This is a genomic window from Halodesulfovibrio sp. (assembly GCF_015482765.1).
In the GTDB taxonomy this organism is placed as follows: domain Bacteria; phylum Desulfobacterota; class Desulfovibrionia; order Desulfovibrionales; family Desulfovibrionaceae; genus Halodesulfovibrio.
In genome coordinates, this window is sequence record NZ_JADMLB010000007.1 from 16,876 (window position 1) to 37,328 (window position 20,453).

The window sequence follows — 20,453 nt, forward strand, 5'->3', positions numbered from 1 at the left end:
TCAGCCAAAAATCCACAAAAAAGGGCAGCAAAATGCCGCCCTGAAATACAAGCTTATTTCTTGATGACGTCTGTCATCAACAAAGACTATTACCGTTCCTTCAATCCGTACTTTTCGATTCGCCCCAGCAGTGTTGGTCTGGACATACCAAGTAATTTAGCAGCACGAGTTTTATTCCATGACGCCAACTCCAGAGCTTCTTTAATCACAATAGCTCCAAATCGATCAGCTAGAGTCTCAAATGCCTTTTCGTGATGCTCCGTCATAAGGGTGCGCGTTACCCATGCCCGTACATCTTCTTCATCACCTTCCGACTGGGGGGTAGCCGCCGCAACATCTACAAGCTTAACAAAATCCTCTTTATCTAACGGCAAACCACGACTGAATATGAGCGCCTTGTGCATCTTATTACTCAGCTCACGCACATTCCCCGGCCATGGGTATTTCTGCATCACAGTCAGAGCCTCTTCGGTCAACCCCGGATTGTGCATATCTGATGCGCTGGCATGCATAGAAAGAAAATGTTCTGCCAACATCGGAATATCTTCACTGCGTTCGCGTATCGGAGGAAGCGTAATATTCACAACATTTAAGCGATAATACAAATCCTCTCTAAATTCACCATTTGCTACAGCCTGTTCCAAATCCTTATTGGTTGCGGCAAGAACACGGACATCTACTGAAATAGGCTGGCTTCCACCAAGCCGCTCAACCTGACGTTCCTGAAGCAATCGTAAAATCTTAGCCTGAATAGAGGTCGGCATATCTCCGATTTCATCAAGAAACACAGTGCCACCATTAGCTAGTTCTATTTTACCGGCTTTACGTTGCGAGGCTCCTGTAAATGCCCCCTTCTCGTATCCGAACAATTCACTTTCCAACAAGGTGTCAGGAATTGCTACGCAGTTAATAACCTGAAACGGTGATTTAGAACGCAGGCTGTGCTTATGAATTGCCTGTGCTACCAATTCCTTGCCAGTTCCCGATTCACCACGAATAAGAATAGTGGCATCTGTAGGCGCAGCACGGCCTATGCGCTTACATACATCCTGCATAGCCCTGCTCTTGCCTAGAAGGATAGGCGTGTTCGAAGCCATGGGGGTTGCACAAGCACTTGCCGCCGCAGCCTGAATAGCCTTTTCAATTAAAGACAAGATTTCTGGGATATCAAACGGCTTCATGACATAGTCAAACGCCCCCATCTTGGTGGATTCAATTGCTGTGTCAGTAGTGCCGTAGGCCGTCATAATAAGAACAGGCAAATCAGGGTACAGCGACCGTAAAGCTTTAAACGTTTCCAGCCCGTTCATCCCCGGCAAACGAACATCCAGAACCGCTATATCCGGCCTATTTCGCTCTGCCAGTTCAACACCGGTTTCTCCGCAGTGCGCTTCAAGCACTTCGTACCCTTCAGTATTAAGGATCTTCTGAAAACTTTTGCGTAACTGAGCATCATCATCGACTAAGAGAATTTTTGCCATGTGTTTCCCCGTGTTGCAGGAAGCGCGAGTAAAAAGGTTGTACCTTGATTTTCTACAGAGGTTACATGCAGCCAGCCGCCATGCTCTTCAACAATTCTGCGTGCAATTGCCAGCCCCAAACCGGAGCCTTCTTCTTTGGTACTGAAGAACGGCTCAAAGATCTTCTCCAGAACATCCTCAGCAATACCGGGGCCAGTGTCTTCTATTCTGATAAAAACGATTGTTCCAAGGGGATCAACAACGTCTGTTTTTTCGGTAATTGTAATCGCACCACCTTGAACCATTGCATCACAGGCATTCAAAATTAAGTTCACAAGCGCTTCTTTAAGCTGTCCGCCATCAATAGGAATAGCAGGCAAAAGACCTGTTCGCTCAACCGTGACACGAACCTCCTGTGATTCGAAACGATGCTTAAGTAAACGTAACGCCATATCCACAACCTCAGACGGGCTTTGGATCTTTGCTTTCAGTTCAGGACGGCGTGAAAATTCTAAGAAGTTCTTTGTAATATTATCGATATGCGAGATCTCTTCGCTCACCACATCAAAATCTTCCTGCTGCTGGTCATCCAATTTTAAAGTACGCTCAAGCGAAAACAGCCGCATTTTTACCGAGGTAAGCGGATTACGGATGGAATGGGCAACCCCTGCTGCAAGTTTACCGACCAGCGCCATCTTTTCAGACTGCACAAGAGTCTCTTTGTTTGCATCAAGCTCCCGTTGTGTATCCCCTATATGGCTCAATAAGGACTCCACCTTATTACTCAATGCCAACACATCATTTTTCGTTGAAAGCGGGGTTTCATCACCAAGATCATCTGTGGCATGGGCAAGATTACGGATAGGATCAAGAATCTTTCTGTACAGGAAAACAACAAGTAAAATTTCTATGATGGCGGATAATACCAACCCTGCTACAATAAGGTCACTTACGATTGTTGCCTCTTCAGCAAACTCTTTACGGTTGTTCTCTATTGCCTGTACGTACAGTCCTCTAAATTCCTTACAGAGCAAGAGAAGCGTATTGAACTCATCACGAATTTTCCAATGCAGTTCTGCACCTGCTTCCGGCTCTCCCTGCTTATACAGCTCAATAACTTCCTGCCTACTGGCATCATACTTAAAGTACAATTTCTCAAGGTCAGCCAAAACCAGCATACTTTCCGGTGAAAAAGCAGCCTGTTTGGCTTTCGTTAACCAGCCCTCAAATAGTATGCGTTTTTCATTCAGCTCTGTAATCCACGCATCATCGTGGGAAAGCAGGTAATATGTTGTATTCCCCTTCTGATCCATGAGAGAAGCGGACAGCTCGTGCGATGCCTCCAGTGCAGCAACATTTTTAGCAGAAAGTTGCACCTGAAGGCTCTGCGTCCGGTTTGTGTACCACAACGTGATACCCGCACCAGCCAGATTCAACACGATAATACAGAACAGAAGTAATGCTATTCGGGAGCGTAATGAGATCATGCTTCCTACCTTTCTATTGCCTTGTGAATATACACCAGAACCACCTGCCACCAGAGAAGCTACTCACTATCTGCCAAAAAATTACTTTCAACACAAATAGACAATCTTCATAGTAGCGTATTCAAAGCTAATACATAATGCGCTGTAAAAAGATAACGGGTCAACCCCGTAAGGTAGACCCATTATACGTGTGCGCCAATGCCATAACCAATATATTCAAGGAGGCACATCTACGTTTCTACACCTACTTGCTCATATGCCGCCATGATAGTTATGATAAGTGTTTCAAAATCAACAGGTTTTGTCATGTAAGCAAAGGCGCCAAGCTGCATAGCCTGTGTTTTTTCTTTTTCGCCGCCGTGACCGGTAACAATGATGACTTGGACATTCGGATAGTTTTCTTTTACCCGTTCAAGCACTTCAAGTCCGTTAATTCCCGGCATCATAATATCCAGCAGCATAACATCCGGTACACCGTCTTCCACAATGGACAGTGCGGTTTCACCATCCAGCGCAACTGTGGAACCGAAATCACGGAGCCGTAACCGTTCAGCAAGAGTTTCTACAAAATCCTGCTCATCATCCACAAGTAACAGTTTAATTTCACGCATTGTTACCTCACTCCACATTAAATAGTTACAAGACCGTAACGAACCTGATCCTGTCGCAAGCCGACTGTTTCAATAAAGGACATAAACTCGTGCTCACGCTCAACCGGCGACGGTTCTCTACCCATCAATTTCTGGGCAATATCAGGATGTCCGGCTTCTGCATACGTCATAGGCACAAAGAGATTATCCATCACGTCAAATACAGTCGTAGCTTTTTCACGTTCAATGCGGGCAGCCCAGTCACCTTCTGACATTGCTGCGGAAACCATATGTTCCTCCAGCCAACCTTCAACAGGGCTAGGCAAAGCTGCCATTTCCCGTGCTGTGGAAGGGAAACCGGCCTCAGCGTATGTAGCTGCGGTAAACGAATTTTCTAAAAACATAAAAACTTTCTGCATGACGACCTCCTGATGTGCTTCTTCAACAGTTCACACTTGCAACTGTGTATACCGTAAAGAGTTACTTCATAATTTTCGTGCCTACGCCTTTTTTGATTCTGCTGAAAACGGCAATGTAATGGTGAACACACTTCCTGTACCTACATGGCTTGTTACAGAAATATCACCGCCCAGCTTCCTGATGATGCCGTATGAAATGGCTAATCCAAGTCCATTTCCGGCATTTCGTTTGGTGGTAAAAAACGGTTCAAAAATACGACTCATGGTTTCTTCACTCATACCGCAACCGTCATCACCGATGACTAGCCGTATACCGTTGTCCACTGTTTTACTTTCCAGATAAATGACGCCGCCCTCATCAACTGCTTCCAGAGCATTGCTGACGATATTCAAAAATACCTGCTGCAACTGTCCCTTGTCAGACTCAATTTCAGACAATGACTCTTCAAGCATAAGGTTGACGGAAATAGAGCGCTTTGTGAGTTCCTTCTCTAAAAACTCGAGCACTTCGCTGACGACTTCATTAACATTCAGCCACTCATTTTTTGCCTCAACTTTACGGGCAAACCCGAGCAGTCTGTGTGTAATGGCACTGCACCGTTCAACAGACGATGTAATCCCTTTAATTTGCCGCTCCAACACGCCGTTCAATTCAAACTCCGGCGAACGAGCCAAAATGTCAGTCATTAAACCGGACTTCTCTTTTATGACCGCGAGGGGATTATTAATCTCATGAGCAACGCCCGCTGCAAGCCGTCCTATGGAGGATAACTTCTGCGTATGCTCAATTTCTTTCATAATATTTTCGCGGCATTCATCCGCCATCATTAACTGGCGAATTAGAACATTAGTTAATCCGAAGGCTACAATAGTGATAAGGAGTGCACCGCCGATCAGTACCACAAGCAAATCAGTGCGAAGAGAAAACCATGCACCAGTAGCCTGTGAGGCAGGACGAACCGCCATCAGGATGAACTCGGGCTGAACAAAATTTACATACGTTGCGGAAAACTTGCCCTGTTCTGTTGTTATCAACGCGTTACCACCGCGATACTGAGCATGTGGCAACTCAAAAGGAACAGCACTCAACACGGAACCGAACAAACGGGACTCTGTCTGCAACACCCTGTCTTTATTCAACAGAAATGCATCTACTCCCGGAGCCAAATTCATAAATGATATCAGTTTGGAAAACGGCTCAGTTGCAATGGTTGCACGCAACACCCACGGCTCACCATTTGCTGTAATACTCTCCACCGCTATGGCGATGTGCGGCAATTTTCGGTACCCGAGAAAAACACTGCTAATATACGTACCGCGCACTCTCGTTTCATTAAACCAGTCATGCTTTGAGTAATCTTTTCCAAGCAACTTATACGGGCCTGCGTAAGCCACCTGTTTGCCTTCCGAATTGATCAATCCTAAGTCAACCAACCCTTCAAATTCTTCTTTTGCTGTATGAAAGATCTTTCGAAGCTTTTGTGTATTGGAAAGCTCTTCAAAGCTGTTTGTTGCTGCAATGAAGCTCACAGCAGAAAGACGTTCATTTAAATACAGTTCAAATGAGTACTTCGTTTTTGTGACAAGACTTTGTGTTGATAGCCGCTGCTCTTTCTCCAACGAAGATTTATAGATATGAAAATTTATCAGTGCCATGAGGCATAACGGAACCAAGGCAACCATGCCGAAAAGGCCGATCATCTTAAATCGAAGAACATTGTACCGACGTAATCCGCCTTCCTCTTTTGGCACAAAGTACTTCACAAATGATTTTGAAAAACGATTTAAAGCTGCCATCAGTTCCATCCACACTATAAAAAAACATTACAGAGACTTTGCTCACACCACCTGCTTCCATAAAGGCAAAAGACATGCCACTTTTTTATCCTTGTAAAACAGGATATTAGTAAAAATTGCCTTTTGATGAATATAAAAAAAACGTCAGGTCTTTTTACAATCGTAAAAAAAGCTGACGTCCTGACACCCGATGTAATCAGAGATTTCCCGTTTCTTTTGCTTTGTTCCGCCCTCGTCCTCTTTGAGGGCGATCTGTTGATTGTCATTATATTCGACAATGCAATTTCTTAAAATCTAATTGGACTTTTCCACTCAGAATCGTATATTTTTATAATACCTTTTTTTATCATTTAACCTCAGGAGTCAGCCATGCTCGTTGATTGTTTCAAAGATGCTGACAATTCGTTCAAGGTGTATTTTTGTAATGCTCACAAAAAACATGAATCCATTCCGGAGACTGCGCAACTTGTAAGTTCGCAGCCGATTGAGAAATGGCAGTGTGCTCCACTCTACAGGAGTTACAATATCTTTGAGACGATTCAGAACCAAGGTGTCTGTATCGTTGACCACAACGTAAAAAGGTAACCATTGCATCACGAACAGAATAGCTGACCTTACTCATGCACACTAAGAAAAGTCCGGACATGTTCCCATGTCCGGACTTTTTTAGTCTTCTTCAAAACTATACAGATACCGTAATTCGCAAATACCATGTCCGGTATCGCCCAACGCACAATCTTGCGTGGAAAATCCAAGAGCTTGATAGAGAGAAGTAGCCTCTTTCAGCTCTTTGGTCGTTTCTAAATAGCACGCCCTGTATCCTGCACTGCGTGCAAACTCCAAGGCTTTTAAAACAAGTCTGCGCCCAAGCCCCCGTCCTCTGCATACAGGCATAAAATACATTTTTTGCAATTCACATAAGCCATCGTCACTACCTGCAAGAGGGGCAATGCCACCACCGCCAACGATAACACCTTGATGCTCTATCACCCAGTAACGACAGCCTTTAACGTCATAAGTTTCAAACATTCTATCTACAACAGGATCTCCAACAGCAAAACCATCTTCAGCTTTCAAACCATACTCGTCTGAAACACTGCGAATGACTGATGCAACAGCTGCATTATCAGCTATTGTTACAGGACGAATTACAAAGTCTTTTTGTCTACGATTGTAACGCAATGCCTTTGCGTAGATATTCAACCCTTCTGCAACCTTTTCCCGTTCCTGAGGACTAAGGAGACGAAGCGCTCCATCAACAAGCTCATCTGCTTCAGAATGCACACTGGCTAAACGAGATAAGCCCGAGTCACTAATGGAAACATCTTTTGCACGTCTGTCATCTTTATTAATAGAGAACTCTACAAGCCCCTGTTTTCCAAGAGAAGCCAATGCCCTGCTGGCATTAGACTTATCAATCAAAAGCATGTCCGCAATGTCTTGCACTGACAGCGTTCCGTGTGTGGATAACTCTATCAACGCATGTGCCTCAGGCACGGTCAGCCCTTGCTGGTCTGCACGGTTCGCAACAAGCTTCCACTCTCTGGCAAGCTTTCTGGAATCCCTGCGGATTGTTCGAACTTCATTTTCTTCCATGTATTTCTCCCTTGCGCAAATTAGTTGCGACATACAACTAATTAGCCATCAAACACAAAAGGTCAAGGGATAACATTTTTAAAAGTCATGAAAAAATATGAAATTCAAAAAAAATCCTCTGCCAATAACGGCAGAGGATTTTTATCTTTTTGTTTATACATAAGGAGGTTGTCAGAAACCTCACAATGCATACAAAACAACGAGAGAAGCTTTTACAACGTAAGCTGCAACCCTTCATCCGCAAGATCTTGACCGATAGCGATCAAAAAATCAGACATTGCATCAGCCGGATGCGGGGTAATATCATACCGCCCTGCTACAAACTGAACCACACTCGGATTTTCATCACCGGAAAATGTCAGTGCACCTTTTACACGGTAGACTGTTTCCGGAAGTGTTTTCAACCATGCCTCAAAGCTACTTCGTTCAACGACATCCGGCAACGGAATAGAAATTGATGACATCTTGTCATGCGTGTGATTACGCAAGTCAGTAAGTAACAATGGCATACGCTTATCTTTTATACTTCGTGGATTTTCTGACTCCAAAGCACACGGATGCACATCACCGTGAATGGTCTCCAACACCGATGCCCTTGGATTCATCTTCCGAAGCTCTTCATGAAGGACCCGCAAGTCTTCTTTATCCACCAAATCAACTTTGTTTAAGAGAATCGTATCAGCCATTGCAGCCTGACTGCGTGCAACCTCAAACTGCTGCAAACAGCGCGACCCTTCACTGGCATCAAATACCGTAGTGATCGAATCAAAAACAATAAGCTCTTCTAGCTCTGCAATTTCTGACAACAGGTTTGCCGGATTTGCCAACCCTGTTGTTTCCACCACTATATAGTCCGGCTGGAAAGTATGTGTAAGTTCAATGGCAGCAGCTTTTAGAGAACCGACAAGGGAACAACAAACGCACCCTTCATCCACTTCTGTAACAGCATATTCCTGACCGAGAATTTTGCCATCAAGCCCTTGCTTCCCTATTTCGTTCTGTACAACAGCAACAAACTGGTTACGGGCTATCTGATACTCAATAAACTCACGCAGAAAACTTGTTTTTCCAGATCCTAAGAAACCGGTAAGCACAATCAGCCGAGGCTTTTCTACTATTCCCAGTACATGCTTATCAAGAGCGTGTGTCTCCGCATCCGGTAAAGAATGCCACCACCCTTCATCTGCATATTCGCAAGGAACTTCTTCACCGGCCTGCCAAATTGACTCCAGCGGCTGCCCCCATGAACTGTCCTCAAGAACAATATTTTCCTGAGGCATTTTTCCGTATTGCAATACAATCTGCTTGTCGTGCTCATCTGTGTCCGGAACCGCAATACATGTTCCCTTTGCAGTGTATTCTACAATACGCCCCTCGCGAGTACGCAGCATCATCCCCCCCGGTCGATGCTGCATACAATACGACGTGGACGCCGCAATTACGCGAAGAAAATCATACGCAATATCCCATGCCGGTAAATTTTGATCATATTCGCCAGCAGCAACAATTTCGTTCTGTTGTCCATTGTTCTCCACCACCACACCATCTACAGCCACAGAGGCAAGGCGCGTTGATGATTCCAACCCGAGCGTAAAACCTGTGCCGTCCGGCAACACTGCAATGTGTATAGCGCCAATAGTAAACGCATCGCACAATGCTTCATGCCGTACAAATTCTCTAAGCAATGGTTTGTACTCGTCCAGCTGCGTAATCAATGCAGCCTGAACAGAAAAACTATCAACCAGATCTTCGTCCGGCTGAGGAAAATAGCTTATTGGAAAAACGCCAACAGAAACACCATGTTGCTCTGTTACCGTTCCACGGCGGATACCGAAAACACCTTCGTGTCCGGCAAGTTTCATCGTCCATGCATCAGAGGTTGAGCAACAGTCTTTTACACCGCGCCACCCCAGTTTGAATCGGATTCCGGGAATAAAATTAGAACGGACAATAATTGCCTTAAGCACTTCTGAAGCCGCAACCTCAGACTCCTCAAGCACAGCATGAGGGCAAATTGAGTTCGGTATTACTCGCATAAAAACTCCTAGGGAACCGCCTGAAGCCCCTTTCGGGAGCGTAGTGCTTCAGGCGGTTCAAATGGACTTACTATCCCCTCCGTAGGGAGTGCAGGGGAGGTAGGGAGCTATCCAAAGGTAATAGTATCACCATTACCAAGATAGGCTGTGTCTTTAGAGCGGAACTGAGCGGTTCCTTCAACAACAGGATACCCAGCGTTGATGAACTTTTTGGCACACAACACACCCGTACAATGGTTGCAGCCAATGCGCTCAAAACCGTATTTCCCTAAGGAGATAACTAAGTCATCATATTTAGGATCCCAATCTTCAAACGGGGAAATATGTAATCCACCGTAGATTCCATGGAAGTTGTCATTTTCGTAAGCAATTTCCTGATAGGCGGTCTCAGCAAAACGGATAATACCCTGATGGCAACATCCTGTAACACTGACAAGCCCTTTACCGGCAATGTTGAAGTACAATGACTGTTCACCATATACTCGGCAGATAATCGGTACAGGGAATACATACGTTGCAAAACCGGGAGCTACTTCAAACAGCCCGTTTTTCACAACATGCACTTCACCTTTGTGTCCGCAATCTTTTATGTATTGCAGACCTTCTTCATAAAAGCCTTCAGGTATATAAATGGTTATCTCAGGATCATACTGTAATGTAACCGGCAGTCCCCAATAATGGTCGAAATGTTCGTGGGAAATGAATAATGCTTCAATTTCTTTATTACGCAGCATGGTATCAATACCTTCGCGCTTAAAGCACTCATCCATCCACTTGTAAGACCAACCGGTATCCAGCAGGAACTTACGTTTATTACCGTCCATCTCTTCCATCTCGATAAGGCATGAATAGCCGCCCGGGTTATCCGGATGGATGCAATTTTCTAAAATCACATCCCATGCTTCATCAAGACGATCAGGAAGGAACTCTTTAATCTTAGCCATACCATCTTTGTAGGAACCTTTACCAAGCCCCTGACCATTACCAAATGGCGGCCAGTTGTAATCGTACTGGTTTACAAGCAACCCACCGGATTTCTTAATATCTCCAATCAACGTTGCATTATCGAACCAACTGGTTTCTGAAATGTTTGTAACGTGAATAGATTTACAAACGCCGATGTCTTTTTTCTTACGTTCCTTTTGCGGGAACAGTTCTTTTCGAGCATCTGAGTAAGAATACATACCCATTGCTGCGAACACACCGACACCGACACCGGTTGCTGCGCCTTTTAAAAAGTCACGGCGCTTCACTTCTTTTTTATCAATACTCATGACAGCTACTCTCTTGAACTACTTCAGGATATCAATGGCTGCATACAGCCCTGGAAGCGCATAGATGGTAATTGCATAGAATGCCACACCAGCAAGTACGCCCATACCCAATCCGGCACCGAGACTTGGAGACCATCGAACATCATCAATTTCTGCCTGACGTGCGACATGGTCTGCTTCGATTTCTTCAACAGTCTTCGGAACCATTTTCCATCCCGGCCAGTTGTCCATAAACCAGTTGTTAGCAAGCCAGATATTTACAAGCCAGATCAACGGAATCATCGGGAACTGCTGAGGGTGAGAGAAACCTTTCTGTGTTCCAAGGAACAAGTGAGAGGTTTTGTAGTACATAATGTACAAAGTAACTGCTGCAACTAAGGTAATTACTGTGCGGATAAGCACGTTAACCGGCATACTAAATTTTCTAGGCCAGTTCCCGCAGTAAAAGTTGAGGAACAAAGCAGGAACAAGAAAGAAGATTGCCATTTCAGCAACATGCAACCAACGCCAGTCCGGTGCAAATGCACGACGAGTACCGCGAATAGCTTCGCCCCAAGTCAATTCCTGAACAAAGTACAAGAAGAAGTGCATAGCAAACGCAATAACAATAATGCCGAAGAAGGTCGCGATACGACGCAACCAAGGGTTGCGGATCAAGTTGAACGGATAACGCTGCCAGATTGTTTCAAGCAACCAGACAACAACCGTACAACACATAATCCATGCCATATGGAAGTTACCAGACACAGTGTCTGCAAAGCCTTCCCAGTACGGCGGCGCGATTGAAGTAAAGGACTGCCAAGGGTGATACAGAATACCCATGTGCGGGTGCATGGTTACAAAATAAACAATGGTTGAAAGAAAGAATGTGCAGATAAAAAGACTGAACCCTTTTGCAGGCTGCGGCAATTTACTCCACGGCTCTTCTTCCATTGCTATAACCCATGCAGGGCTGATCCATGCAGCAATTGCTGCAAACATCAAAATAGCAAGGCAGGAATACTCAACAGCAAAAAATTCTGTAATCCCCGGCAACTTAACAAGTTGATCCGGATTAAAATAGGCAAGCCCGAAGTTGCCAAGAATACCTTCAAAAAAGCCATTGATCATAACGTACAGCACGCCGAAGGAAAACGCGCAAAGCACAAGACCTTTGGTCAACGGATGTGTGTTCTCCAGCCACTTACGCTTAAACGGCCAGAAGTTAAATAAATACACAATCCAAATCATAACAATAAGCCACCAACAGGTGTACATGTACCCCACGTTTGGAGTGTACATGCGCATTACCCCGCGTGGATCATGGAAGAACCACCATGTGGCGTAAAATACGATTAGTGTAAAAAGCAGGTTCAGCAGAGCTGGAATTGGACCTGACCATCGTTTGATCAGTTTTCTTTCTTCCAGATAGTTAGTCCCGTACCGTTCCATTAGTGACCTCCTATTCCCTTACGGAATACGTTCTTTCTAGCAGCAGAATCTATTGTGATTGCTTACAGCTTTCCAATGCAGCATGGATAGCACGACGCACCTCGTCGCTATCCGCATCGGCAGGCAATCCCAACCGTTCTGCTTCAATAGCAAGCAGTTCTGCGGGGAATTCGCTCAAAAGCTCCACACTTCTCCCGTCTGAATCTGCATGCTCACTTTTTAGTTCACTCGACTCCTCAACAACAGTTGAGACAGTCGTAAATGGCGCGGAAAAAAAAGCTCTACGGGTCATCTTCATGACCAGTCCCCCTCGCGCTCCTGCATTGCAGCGAATACTAAGTCAGTTGCTTTAACACCGCAGTGTTCTTCAGCAGCATAGGCAAAAAACAACACATATTCACAAACAATGTCCGCAGCGTATACTCGATCTCGCTCACGTAACGCATGAATCATTTTTACATGGGAAGCGAACATCAAATCCCGCTCTCTTTGACTTAAACGGGTAATAATTATTCCGAGTAAATCTGAGTATGCAAAAAGATTTTCAACAACCGTTACGAAATATTGATTATTAGCACCTTGTGCCAGTATTCGAAAAAAACTTACCACGTCTTCATATATCAAAGGCGTTTCACCAGACAGCAGACTACGCGACAACGCAATGTTTGCCTGTTGTAGCCTGTCAATCATACGTACTCCAATATTTTCAGCAGACTGCACCGCAACTATTGGAAGAAAGAGGTAAGCACTTTCACAACGTTCTGCCATCTGTCTTGCAGTGTCATGGCCTGTTACTTCCTGCATATCTTCATATTCAAGCAAGCAAGTATGCAGATAGGTACCGCTACCTCTACGTATTGATAATAACTTGCGAGCCTCAAGCGTATGCAAAAGATTACGAAGTGTGTTTCGTGAAACACCTAAAAGAGGAGCAAGCTCTCTTTCCGGCGGCAAACGGTCTCCCGGTTGCAAGCTTCGTTCACTTACAATAGCTGACAGTTTTTTCAACAATTCCTGATAGCCTTTCACACATCCTCCCGAAAGTTTGTGCTGTATTGCTACAGGCGAAAGTAAGTATGTAACTACCCGCCTCAAAAAGCATACACAATAAAAAGTATTTATTTATGCCATACTTAACCCAATCTAATCCAATTATAACCCAAAAGTTCAATTGGGTGATCCAATTATAATAAAAAAAACACCTAAGCCATCGCTTAGGTGTTTTTTTCTGCATTTAATATCTAAAAGGCGATATGCCTATTCGACTATATTTTCACATTATCCTGCCTTCTCCAAGTGCGGGCAAGTTCCACAAAAGGATTAAAGATGTCATCATATGAGCTCACATCTTTTCCTTGAAAATTTGCAGACTTTTTGGAACAGACGATCACGACACTCGTCATAACCCCATTCAAATAATACGGCTTAGCATAATAGGAACGGATTCCCCGTGGAACAAACAGTGCCCAGTCAATTGGTTTAATACTGTCCATCGTATTATCCACAATCAAAAAATCATGACTGTAGTGAGCAATATCTTGTGCAATAGTTCCCTTGTATGGATATATTTCCCCCTGTGCCGCCCCATCAAACGCTTTGCCAGAATAATATACAACAACCTTGCTCGCGTCACTGTGAACAACCGAGAATAACACTCCATCCAGATCTTCACGTTGCTGAAGTGTTTTCAACATGTTTCGCAACGAATCTTCAATATCAATCTCATACTGACTTCCAGCAAGATTCGGAGCTGTTTGCGGCTGCATTTGCGGCAGGTTTGATCTGGACTCTTCAACAAAAGCCTTTTCGGCAATCTCTGTTACGACTGCCGCTGTATCCGTAACATCGCTCAGCGTTCCATGATAGTAATTGGGATCGCAGGAGCTCCGTACCCCAACAAGCTTGAGCCACATAACGTTACCCGCCTTGTTGGTAATACGAAAGACAGTTGATGCGCTTTGGCGCTCTTTCATTTTATCGAAAAACTCATCAACCCGCTCGCGTTCCCCCGCTAACAGCAGTGTATCCCTGAAGGACGCATTTTTCATGAACAAGGGAGTATCCTCATCCAAGCCGGCAATGACAAAGTCATTTAACAGTTCAATGCGAGATAGGGGTATTTCTACACGCCACAGCAATGCCTGAAAATCACTCACAAAACACAGTAGTTCGTGAGCCGACATATTTGCTACACTTATAGCACACCCATTTTTGTCCTGATACATAGTTAGTCCGTCTTAATCTACGAGTTGGTAAAACAATATGCTCAAGAGAGCAGGATAGAAACCTCTCACTAGAAATAGCAAGCTCTAAAAAAATAAGTTTGAGCTTACTCTTTCTTGAAAGTATAACCATCAGTAATTTTAAGTAAAATTACTTTTTTAATTTATGAAAAAATTTATTGAGATGTCATATATTGATATATCAATAGTGCTTTACAATACATTTTTTGCAGCATTTACTCGCAATACTGAATGCTACTCACATACATTTTAAGAGCGATGAAAAAAGAGATATACGAATACGCTCAGTAGCAATTTTCACTGTTTTGTTACACTTTCCTAACAAACTTGACATGACGAAGCATATATGTCGGATTACTTAGGTCACCCGTTTTTGAAAGGATGTCTATCGACATTATTCCTAATTTATTTTTCAAAAAATGCTGAAACGAGATCACAATGTATTCACCATTACCAGACACCGGCTTACCGCCTAATAGTACACCAGTACTCGAATTTACTAATGTAAATTTTTCCTGGCCAGGTGGTGCCGGACTTCAAAACGTATCTTTTAAAATCCCGAAAGGACAATTTGTTCTCATATCCGGTCCTTCAGGCTCTGGAAAATCCACGCTGCTTCGTCTTATTATCCGCATGGAAGAAATTTCATCAGGAAATATTTACCTGAGCGGAACTTCCATTTCTTCTTTTTATCCCCCAGAACTGAGAACACACATCGGCTTCGTCCAACAGCAACCGACACTCATCTCTGGAACCGTCAGGGCAAATCTACTTTTCCCTTTTACACTACAGAGCCGTAAAAACTGTACGCAGCCGGATGACAGCACCCTGCTCCAATGGCTCCAAAAACTGGCACTGGATACTATTTCACTGGATGCCCCTGCACAAGTCCTTTCAATTGGACAACAGCAACGGCTATGCTTCATCCGTGCGGTACTGACGAATCCTGAAGTTATCTGTCTTGATGAACCCACCAGTGCCCTTGATATGGAAAGCAGGGAATGTGTTGAACATGCCGCAGAAGAACTCATAAAGCAGGGTACATCTATTCTTATGGTTAACCATACAAGCTACCACCCTACATGCCCGCATATGCACATTTCAGTTGCAAACGGCACAGTGAGCGTGCTCTCATGACAGAATTTATCTCAATCTCCTGGACACAGTTAGCTATTGCCCTCGGGCTTGTCAGCATATCGGCCGTTGCCTCGCTCTACTACCATCTTAAACTAGAGCGTGATCTTTTTATCGGCGTAATCAGAACCTTTGCCCAACTACTTGCCATGGGCTACCTGCTGAATATTTTATTCGGTCTAAATAATGCAGTATTGGTAATCGCTGTCTATATGGTCATGACGTTTGTTTCCGTGCACATTGTATATGGACGAGTCAACGAAAGACAGGTTGCCTACTTCGCTCCCACAACACTTGCAGTCATGCTCAGCTACTCGCTCATTACTATCATTGTAACCAAGGTCATTATCGGAGCTGAACCATGGTGGAGTCCGCAGTACTTTATCCCGATTGGAGGCATGGTTGCCGGAAACTCTATGAATGCTCTTTCTCTGACACTTGAACGCTTTTTTTCAGAACTCCGGACAAAGCGTAATGTTGTAGAAATGTACCTGTCTCACGGTGCCAACTATAAAGAAGCGACAGAGGGAATATTCAGAACATCCCTCAGAGCCGGTATGATTCCAGCCATAAACTCTATGATGAGTGTCGGCCTTGTTTCCATTCCCGGTATGATGACAGGACAAATTCTTGCCGGTGCAGACCCCCAAGAAGCAGTACGTTACCAGATTGTCGTCATGCTTATGGTTGTCGGCTCAACGGCACTAGCATCCATCATTGTGCTTTTGCTCGTAAGAAAGCGTTGCTTTACACCAGCTATGACCTTGGTTCTTACCAAAGACCATACTTCATAACTTCAACAGAATATTGGTGTAAGAACACTTAGGTTGCCAACCGATAACGCACGCCTCAACGCATTACGTTGAAGACGGCTCCTTTCTCATAAACAAACCGATAATGCCAGACATATGATCAAAAAAAAGCCCGACACGATTATCGTGTCGGGCTTTTCCATTTTTTAGAAGTAACGGCTAGATTCGTTTCAATCCGTCGATAACTTGTGACAGTTCTCCGGAAAGACGAGCAAGTTCACTCATAGCCAGCGCTGACTGGCTCATAGACTCAGCAGTCTCTCCTGCGATTCTGTTTACCTCTTCTGTATTATGGCTGATCTGCTCAGACGCAGCAGACTGCTCTTCAGCAGCAGTAGCAATAGTACGAACCTGATCAGAGGTATCTTCAACAATTCTAACAATTGCTCCAAGCGCTTCGCCAGCCTGCTCAGCCAGCTGCGTGCTTGAACCGACAGTTTTTACTGTTTCCTGCATACCCACAATATTATCTCGGGTACCCTGCTGGATCGCTGAAACAGCACGCTCAACTTCAGAAGTCGCCTGCATGGTTTTTTCAGCAAGCTTACGTACCTCATCAGCAACGACAGCAAAACCACGACCGGCTTCGCCGGCACGGGCAGCTTCAATCGCAGCATTAAGTGCAAGCAAGTTTGTCTGATCCGCAATATCAGAAATAACGCTCATGATATTACCGATACCTTCAGCCTGAACACCAAGATCACCAAGACCGGACTCAAGTCGAAGGGCTTCTTCATTCACACGCTGAATGGAACGAACAACATCTTCAACAATATTGCCACCGGATTCAGCGTTAGAACGGGCTTCATCTGCACTCTCTGCTGCTTTGCCTGCATTCTGCGCAACTTCAAGAACAGTAACGTTCATCTGTTCCATTGCGGTAGCAGCCTCAGCTGTGCGCTCTCGCTGTACGTCTGCACCTCTGCTTGCTTCATCAACCTGTGCTGCAAGTTCATCAGAAGCAGAGGAAATCTGCATAACAATGCCTTCCAACTGCGATGCGGCCTGAAGCATACCTTCGCGCTTTGCAACCTCGGCCTGCGCACGGGCTTCTTCCGCCTGTTCAAGAGCCACTTCAGCTTCACGACTTTTCTGCTCGGCTTCACGAGTCTTGTCATCCGCCATACGCATATTGTGCACGAGCTTATCCACCATATCTTTCATTGCAAGATAGAGAGTTAAAAACTCGCTTGAGAAGTGGTGTTCGTCCGGCATTGCTTCATAGTTACCAGAAGCTACTTCTTCAGTTGCTTTAATAAGCACTGCAAAAGGCTTAGTAAGGTATGTAACAATGCCGAAAATTACGATTGAAACAAGCAACACGGCTACAACAGAAAAAATCATGCTGAATGTCAAAAACTCGTTGGCTTCCTTAAAGATAGTCTCTGTAGGGATAATTACGAGAATACTCCAAGGAGTGTCTGTTCCTGAGATTGTAATCGGCTCAAAAACATACATGTTCTCTTTGCCATCCAGCGGAGAAACAGAAGTGAACTGGAGAAACTCTCCGCTCTTTACCGCTTCGCTGACTTTTGCTCTATCTTCGGGTGAAAAAGCCTCAGTAATATTTTTGCCCACAAGGTCTGCATTTGGGTGTGCTACCAAATACCCGCTTGTAGACATAATTGCTGCACGCCCTGTCCCCATCGGTTTAATTTTCTCAATCATGTCCTTAAATGAAGACAGGGTAAAATCGATACCAATAATACCTAAAAATTTTCCAGCTTCAAATAAAGGAGCACAAATCGTCGCCATATATTTTTTGGCAACCGGTGCAAAATATGGCTCAGTCAGTACAACAGAACGCTTGTCTCTAGGTTCCATGTACCAACTTCTGTTTGTCTCTGGACTATGCTGTGTTAAGTCCTCTGCTTTAAATGTTCCATTTGTTTTCCAGAAATAAGGACCATAACGCCCGTCCTTACCCCACCATTCACGTGTGTTCGCATATTCAGCATCGCGGCCGTCAAGCCCGTTAGGCTCAAATACTGCCTGAATGCCGTAAAAGGAATGACCGTTGCGAATAGCCTCTTTCATCATACCGTCAATAACGTCACGATCCATTGTCTCTGGATGTGCACGCATTGCACGAACAACCTCTACTAATGTCAGGGATACATTTAAGGCTTCTTCGATTTCCAGTTTTACCTCGTTACCGTATTTTCCCCCAACGAGTTTTGCCTGTGCTCTGGCCTGCACCTCGGCCATTTCGCGTGCTTCAACCGAAAGTTCGTAAGAATACACACCGAAAACAATACACATAGCAATACACAGACACAGAATAATCTTGTTTCTAAATTTCATGCGATCGAACATATTATACCCTTCTAACAAACACGAACATACTGCCCCCAGTACCTGTTCTTTTGCGTAATACATGATTCCAAAAGGGAGTGACTAATCCAAACTCCTGCCAGTGTGTCGGTCGCAATTACTAAGCTTGATGTTATAAAAAACATCAACTGCCCTCTTATGCCGTAAATTTTGCCAACAAAAAAAGAATAATGCGCCCTTTTTACAACCAGTTCCTCCGTGGGCGTTCAATACTAAAAAGCTACCCGCGCACTACATACAATGCAGTACGGACCACACAAAAAAACGTATGCCAGCAAAAGTTGCTGACATACTCTTATCGGCTATTAAATAAATAACATTACAAGAAAAAAAAGAGAAACACGTTGCAAGTATACAACATTAACAAAAAAGGAATCTGATGTGTCGGCACAACTTACTTCATAATCTTAACAATATCTTTCAATAATCCCTTTAGTGAGTACATCCGAACAAGATAGTTACGCACTAATGCAGTAGATAAAGAATCTTGAAACATCATTCTTGCAAGAAATCTCGAGTTCTTTTGTGCCATTTCGACTCTATTTTGTTGACGCAATACATACTTTTCCAGTGCTAACGCTAAATATTCAACATTGGTACGCGACAACTCATCTGCCAAGACCGCCGCCGAATCCATTGCCATGGATGCGCCAACACCCGCAGTGGGCAAAAACGCAGTAGCAGAGTCACCCAGCAAAACAACACGCTTAGATACCCATTGTGAAGAACGACAATCTTCCATATCCCAAAAATACGCCCCATCAAGGCCTTCAAGAGACTGCAGCGCTGAGCGCAGGAGGCCGGCCGGAATCCTTTTTCTAAGAAGTTCTGCAAATTCTGCTGCAGTATATTTAGATAATTCCTTCTTGCTTCCCCCTAAAAATACTGCAAGCTTGTCATGTACAGGGTACACTCCTACAAACCATCCACCTGCCCATAATTCTCTATATGTTGCTCCATCAAACCCACTTAAAGGACGCCACACACCCCAGCCCCCCCAACCGGTTTTCTTATACGTATACATATCCTGTGGAAATACCATGGCACGAACATCAGAGTGAATCCCATCCGCCCCGACGACCAGATCAAATTCCTGAGCTGATCCATCTGAAAATGTTACAACAACACCGTAGGGGTTATTTTGGATGTGCTGCACTGTAGTGTTATAATAAATATTCTCTTCAGGCACACCACTCCGCAACAATGCTAGCAGTAACCCGCGATCAATCCCGCGAATATCTCCATAATTTTCAGAAAACTCTTCCAGAGAAAATTCCCGCAGAACATTACCGGAGCTTTCATGCATCACATACCGTTCCATCTTTCTGCTGATCTGACAGTAACGCTGATACATATCCAAGCCATGCAGCACTCTTCCACCTAATGGGTATAATCCCAATGCATACCCGCTAACCCCGTTCTTACCGCCACGCTCAACAAGAACCGGCGGTTCTCCGCGTCTGGACAAAAGCGCAGCTAAGGTACTCCCTGCGATACCGCCTCCGACAATAAGAATACGCAATCGGGCATGAGTAAGGATATTGCTGGTGCAGCCGCCAACAGTTAGCTGACAAGATGTATGTTGTGCAGTCATGACTCGCCTCCTGAATAAAACGGATTACTCTATGATACGAAACTCCTGCCTGAACAGCCTGTATTTTGTGAGTACATCACAATACCAACTCATGCATTTCAACACATCAAAAATCGATCTATTAAGACCATAAAAAAGCCTTCCCAAAAGGAAGGCCTTCTATTTCAAGCTATAAACAGCACACTCTTCGGACAGCTACCTATTACGGCGTGCGTCGTCCAAAGCTTCCATCCACGCATTTTTTCC

The 20,453-nt window shown here is 44.4% G+C and carries 17 protein-coding genes; 3 read left to right on the top strand and 14 right to left on the bottom strand.

The genetic code is table 11. The features are described from left to right. Positions 1 to 89 precede the first annotated feature (89 nt). The 5 genes from QZY95_RS00840 to QZY95_RS00860 all read right to left on the bottom strand — a co-directional run bounded on the left by QZY95_RS00840 (position 90) and on the right by QZY95_RS00860 (position 5,753). Entirely contained in the window at positions 90 to 1,481 is a 1,392-nt protein-coding gene (locus tag QZY95_RS00840; protein ID WP_290918047.1) for a sigma-54 dependent transcriptional regulator, read from the bottom strand. Beyond that, entirely contained in the window at positions 1,463 to 2,947 is a 1,485-nt protein-coding gene (locus QZY95_RS00845; protein ID WP_290918050.1) for an ATP-binding protein, read from the bottom strand. Before QZY95_RS00845 ends, QZY95_RS00840 begins: the two co-directional genes overlap by 19 nt. 230 nt (positions 2,948 to 3,177) lie before the next feature. Then, the gene (locus QZY95_RS00850) at positions 3,178 to 3,558 is read right to left on the bottom strand and encodes a response regulator (RefSeq protein WP_290918054.1); all 381 of its coding nucleotides are present in this window, start codon (positions 3,556 to 3,558) and stop codon (positions 3,178 to 3,180) included. A gap of 17 nt (positions 3,559 to 3,575) precedes the next feature. Further along, positions 3,576 to 3,956, bottom strand: a complete 381-nt coding sequence (locus QZY95_RS00855; protein ID WP_290918056.1) for a hypothetical protein — start codon at positions 3,954 to 3,956, stop codon at positions 3,576 to 3,578. An 81-nt stretch (positions 3,957 to 4,037) separates the two neighbouring features. Next, entirely contained in the window at positions 4,038 to 5,753 is a 1,716-nt protein-coding gene (locus QZY95_RS00860; RefSeq protein WP_290918058.1) for a PAS domain-containing sensor histidine kinase, read from the bottom strand. A gap of 369 nt (positions 5,754 to 6,122) precedes the next feature. On the opposite strand from QZY95_RS00860, the gene QZY95_RS00865 reads away from it, so the two are divergent. Further along, positions 6,123 to 6,338, top strand: a complete 216-nt coding sequence (locus tag QZY95_RS00865) for a hypothetical protein (RefSeq protein ID WP_290918061.1) — start codon at positions 6,123 to 6,125, stop codon at positions 6,336 to 6,338. Positions 6,339 to 6,419: 81 nt separating this feature from the next. Here the strand turns inward: QZY95_RS00865 and QZY95_RS00870 are convergent, their stop codons facing one another. From QZY95_RS00870 to QZY95_RS00900, 7 genes are all read right to left on the bottom strand, one after another. Beyond that, the gene (locus QZY95_RS00870; protein ID WP_290918064.1) at positions 6,420 to 7,349 is read right to left on the bottom strand and encodes a GNAT family N-acetyltransferase; all 930 of its coding nucleotides are present in this window, start codon (positions 7,347 to 7,349) and stop codon (positions 6,420 to 6,422) included. Positions 7,350 to 7,561: 212 nt separating this feature from the next. Then, on the bottom strand, positions 7,562 to 9,385 hold the full coding sequence (locus tag QZY95_RS00875; RefSeq protein ID WP_290918067.1) for a GTP-binding protein: 1,824 nt from the start codon (positions 9,383 to 9,385) through the stop codon (positions 7,562 to 7,564). A gap of 107 nt (positions 9,386 to 9,492) precedes the next feature. Next, the gene (locus QZY95_RS00880) at positions 9,493 to 10,659 is read right to left on the bottom strand and encodes an MBL fold metallo-hydrolase (RefSeq protein ID WP_290918070.1); all 1,167 of its coding nucleotides are present in this window, start codon (positions 10,657 to 10,659) and stop codon (positions 9,493 to 9,495) included. An 18-nt stretch (positions 10,660 to 10,677) separates the two neighbouring features. Further along, positions 10,678 to 12,090 carry a hypothetical protein gene (locus QZY95_RS00885; protein ID WP_290918073.1) on the bottom strand — a complete coding sequence of 471 codons (1,413 nt, stop codon included), beginning with the start codon at positions 12,088 to 12,090 and terminating at the stop codon, positions 10,678 to 10,680. A 49-nt stretch (positions 12,091 to 12,139) separates the two neighbouring features. Continuing rightward, on the bottom strand, positions 12,140 to 12,388 hold the full coding sequence (locus QZY95_RS00890) for a hypothetical protein (protein WP_290918075.1): 249 nt from the start codon (positions 12,386 to 12,388) through the stop codon (positions 12,140 to 12,142). Continuing rightward, positions 12,385 to 13,119, bottom strand: coding sequence for a GntR family transcriptional regulator (locus QZY95_RS00895; protein ID WP_290918077.1), 735 nt, complete (start codon positions 13,117 to 13,119; stop codon positions 12,385 to 12,387). Before QZY95_RS00895 ends, QZY95_RS00890 begins: the two co-directional genes overlap by 4 nt. Before the next feature lie 236 nt (positions 13,120 to 13,355). Beyond that, positions 13,356 to 14,315 carry a hypothetical protein gene (locus tag QZY95_RS00900; RefSeq protein ID WP_290918080.1) on the bottom strand — a complete coding sequence of 320 codons (960 nt, stop codon included), beginning with the start codon at positions 14,313 to 14,315 and terminating at the stop codon, positions 13,356 to 13,358. 456 nt (positions 14,316 to 14,771) lie between these two features. Between QZY95_RS00900 and QZY95_RS00905 the strand changes: the two genes are divergently transcribed. Together QZY95_RS00905 and fetB are read left to right on the top strand one after the other, a co-directional pair. Further along, positions 14,772 to 15,470, top strand: a complete 699-nt coding sequence (locus QZY95_RS00905) for an ABC transporter ATP-binding protein (protein WP_290918083.1) — start codon at positions 14,772 to 14,774, stop codon at positions 15,468 to 15,470. After that, positions 15,467 to 16,261: an iron export ABC transporter permease subunit FetB gene (gene fetB / locus QZY95_RS00910; protein WP_290918086.1), complete on the top strand. Its 795-nt coding sequence runs from the start codon at positions 15,467 to 15,469 to the stop codon at positions 16,259 to 16,261. Before QZY95_RS00905 ends, fetB begins: the two co-directional genes overlap by 4 nt. 177 nt (positions 16,262 to 16,438) lie before the next feature. Here the strand turns inward: fetB and QZY95_RS00915 are convergent, their stop codons facing one another. Together QZY95_RS00915 and QZY95_RS00920 are read right to left on the bottom strand one after the other, a co-directional pair. Beyond that, entirely contained in the window at positions 16,439 to 18,595 is a 2,157-nt protein-coding gene (locus tag QZY95_RS00915) for a methyl-accepting chemotaxis protein (protein WP_290918089.1), read from the bottom strand. A gap of 412 nt (positions 18,596 to 19,007) precedes the next feature. Next, a complete protein-coding gene (locus QZY95_RS00920) occupies positions 19,008 to 20,207 on the bottom strand; it encodes an FAD-dependent monooxygenase (protein WP_290918091.1) in 1,200 nt (399 codons plus the stop codon). Positions 20,208 to 20,453: the final 246 nt, after the last annotated feature.

Excerpts from the sequence above, each read along its gene's own strand:
- QZY95_RS00840 (WP_290918047.1), bottom strand. The coding sequence starts at position 1,481 with ATGGCAAAAATTCTCTTAGTCGATGATGATGCTCAGTTACGCAAAAGT.
- QZY95_RS00845 (WP_290918050.1), bottom strand. The coding sequence starts at position 2,947 with ATGATCTCATTACGCTCCCGAATAGCATTACTTCTGTTCTGTATTATC.
- QZY95_RS00850 (WP_290918054.1), bottom strand. The coding sequence starts at position 3,558 with ATGCGTGAAATTAAACTGTTACTTGTGGATGATGAGCAGGATTTTGTA.
- QZY95_RS00855 (WP_290918056.1), bottom strand. The coding sequence starts at position 3,956 with ATGCAGAAAGTTTTTATGTTTTTAGAAAATTCGTTTACCGCAGCTACA.
- QZY95_RS00860 (WP_290918058.1), bottom strand. The coding sequence starts at position 5,753 with ATGGCAGCTTTAAATCGTTTTTCAAAATCATTTGTGAAGTACTTTGTG.
- QZY95_RS00865 (WP_290918061.1), top strand. The coding sequence starts at position 6,123 with ATGCTCGTTGATTGTTTCAAAGATGCTGACAATTCGTTCAAGGTGTAT.
- QZY95_RS00870 (WP_290918064.1), bottom strand. The coding sequence starts at position 7,349 with ATGGAAGAAAATGAAGTTCGAACAATCCGCAGGGATTCCAGAAAGCTT.
- QZY95_RS00875 (WP_290918067.1), bottom strand. The coding sequence starts at position 9,385 with ATGCGAGTAATACCGAACTCAATTTGCCCTCATGCTGTGCTTGAGGAG.
- QZY95_RS00880 (WP_290918070.1), bottom strand. The coding sequence starts at position 10,659 with ATGAGTATTGATAAAAAAGAAGTGAAGCGCCGTGACTTTTTAAAAGGC.
- QZY95_RS00885 (WP_290918073.1), bottom strand. The coding sequence starts at position 12,090 with ATGGAACGGTACGGGACTAACTATCTGGAAGAAAGAAAACTGATCAAA.
- QZY95_RS00890 (WP_290918075.1), bottom strand. The coding sequence starts at position 12,388 with ATGAAGATGACCCGTAGAGCTTTTTTTTCCGCGCCATTTACGACTGTC.
- QZY95_RS00900 (WP_290918080.1), bottom strand. The coding sequence starts at position 14,315 with ATGTATCAGGACAAAAATGGGTGTGCTATAAGTGTAGCAAATATGTCG.
- QZY95_RS00905 (WP_290918083.1), top strand. The coding sequence starts at position 14,772 with ATGTATTCACCATTACCAGACACCGGCTTACCGCCTAATAGTACACCA.
- fetB (WP_290918086.1), top strand. The coding sequence starts at position 15,467 with ATGACAGAATTTATCTCAATCTCCTGGACACAGTTAGCTATTGCCCTC.
- QZY95_RS00915 (WP_290918089.1), bottom strand. The coding sequence starts at position 18,595 with ATGTTCGATCGCATGAAATTTAGAAACAAGATTATTCTGTGTCTGTGT.
- QZY95_RS00920 (WP_290918091.1), bottom strand. The coding sequence starts at position 20,207 with ATGACTGCACAACATACATCTTGTCAGCTAACTGTTGGCGGCTGCACC.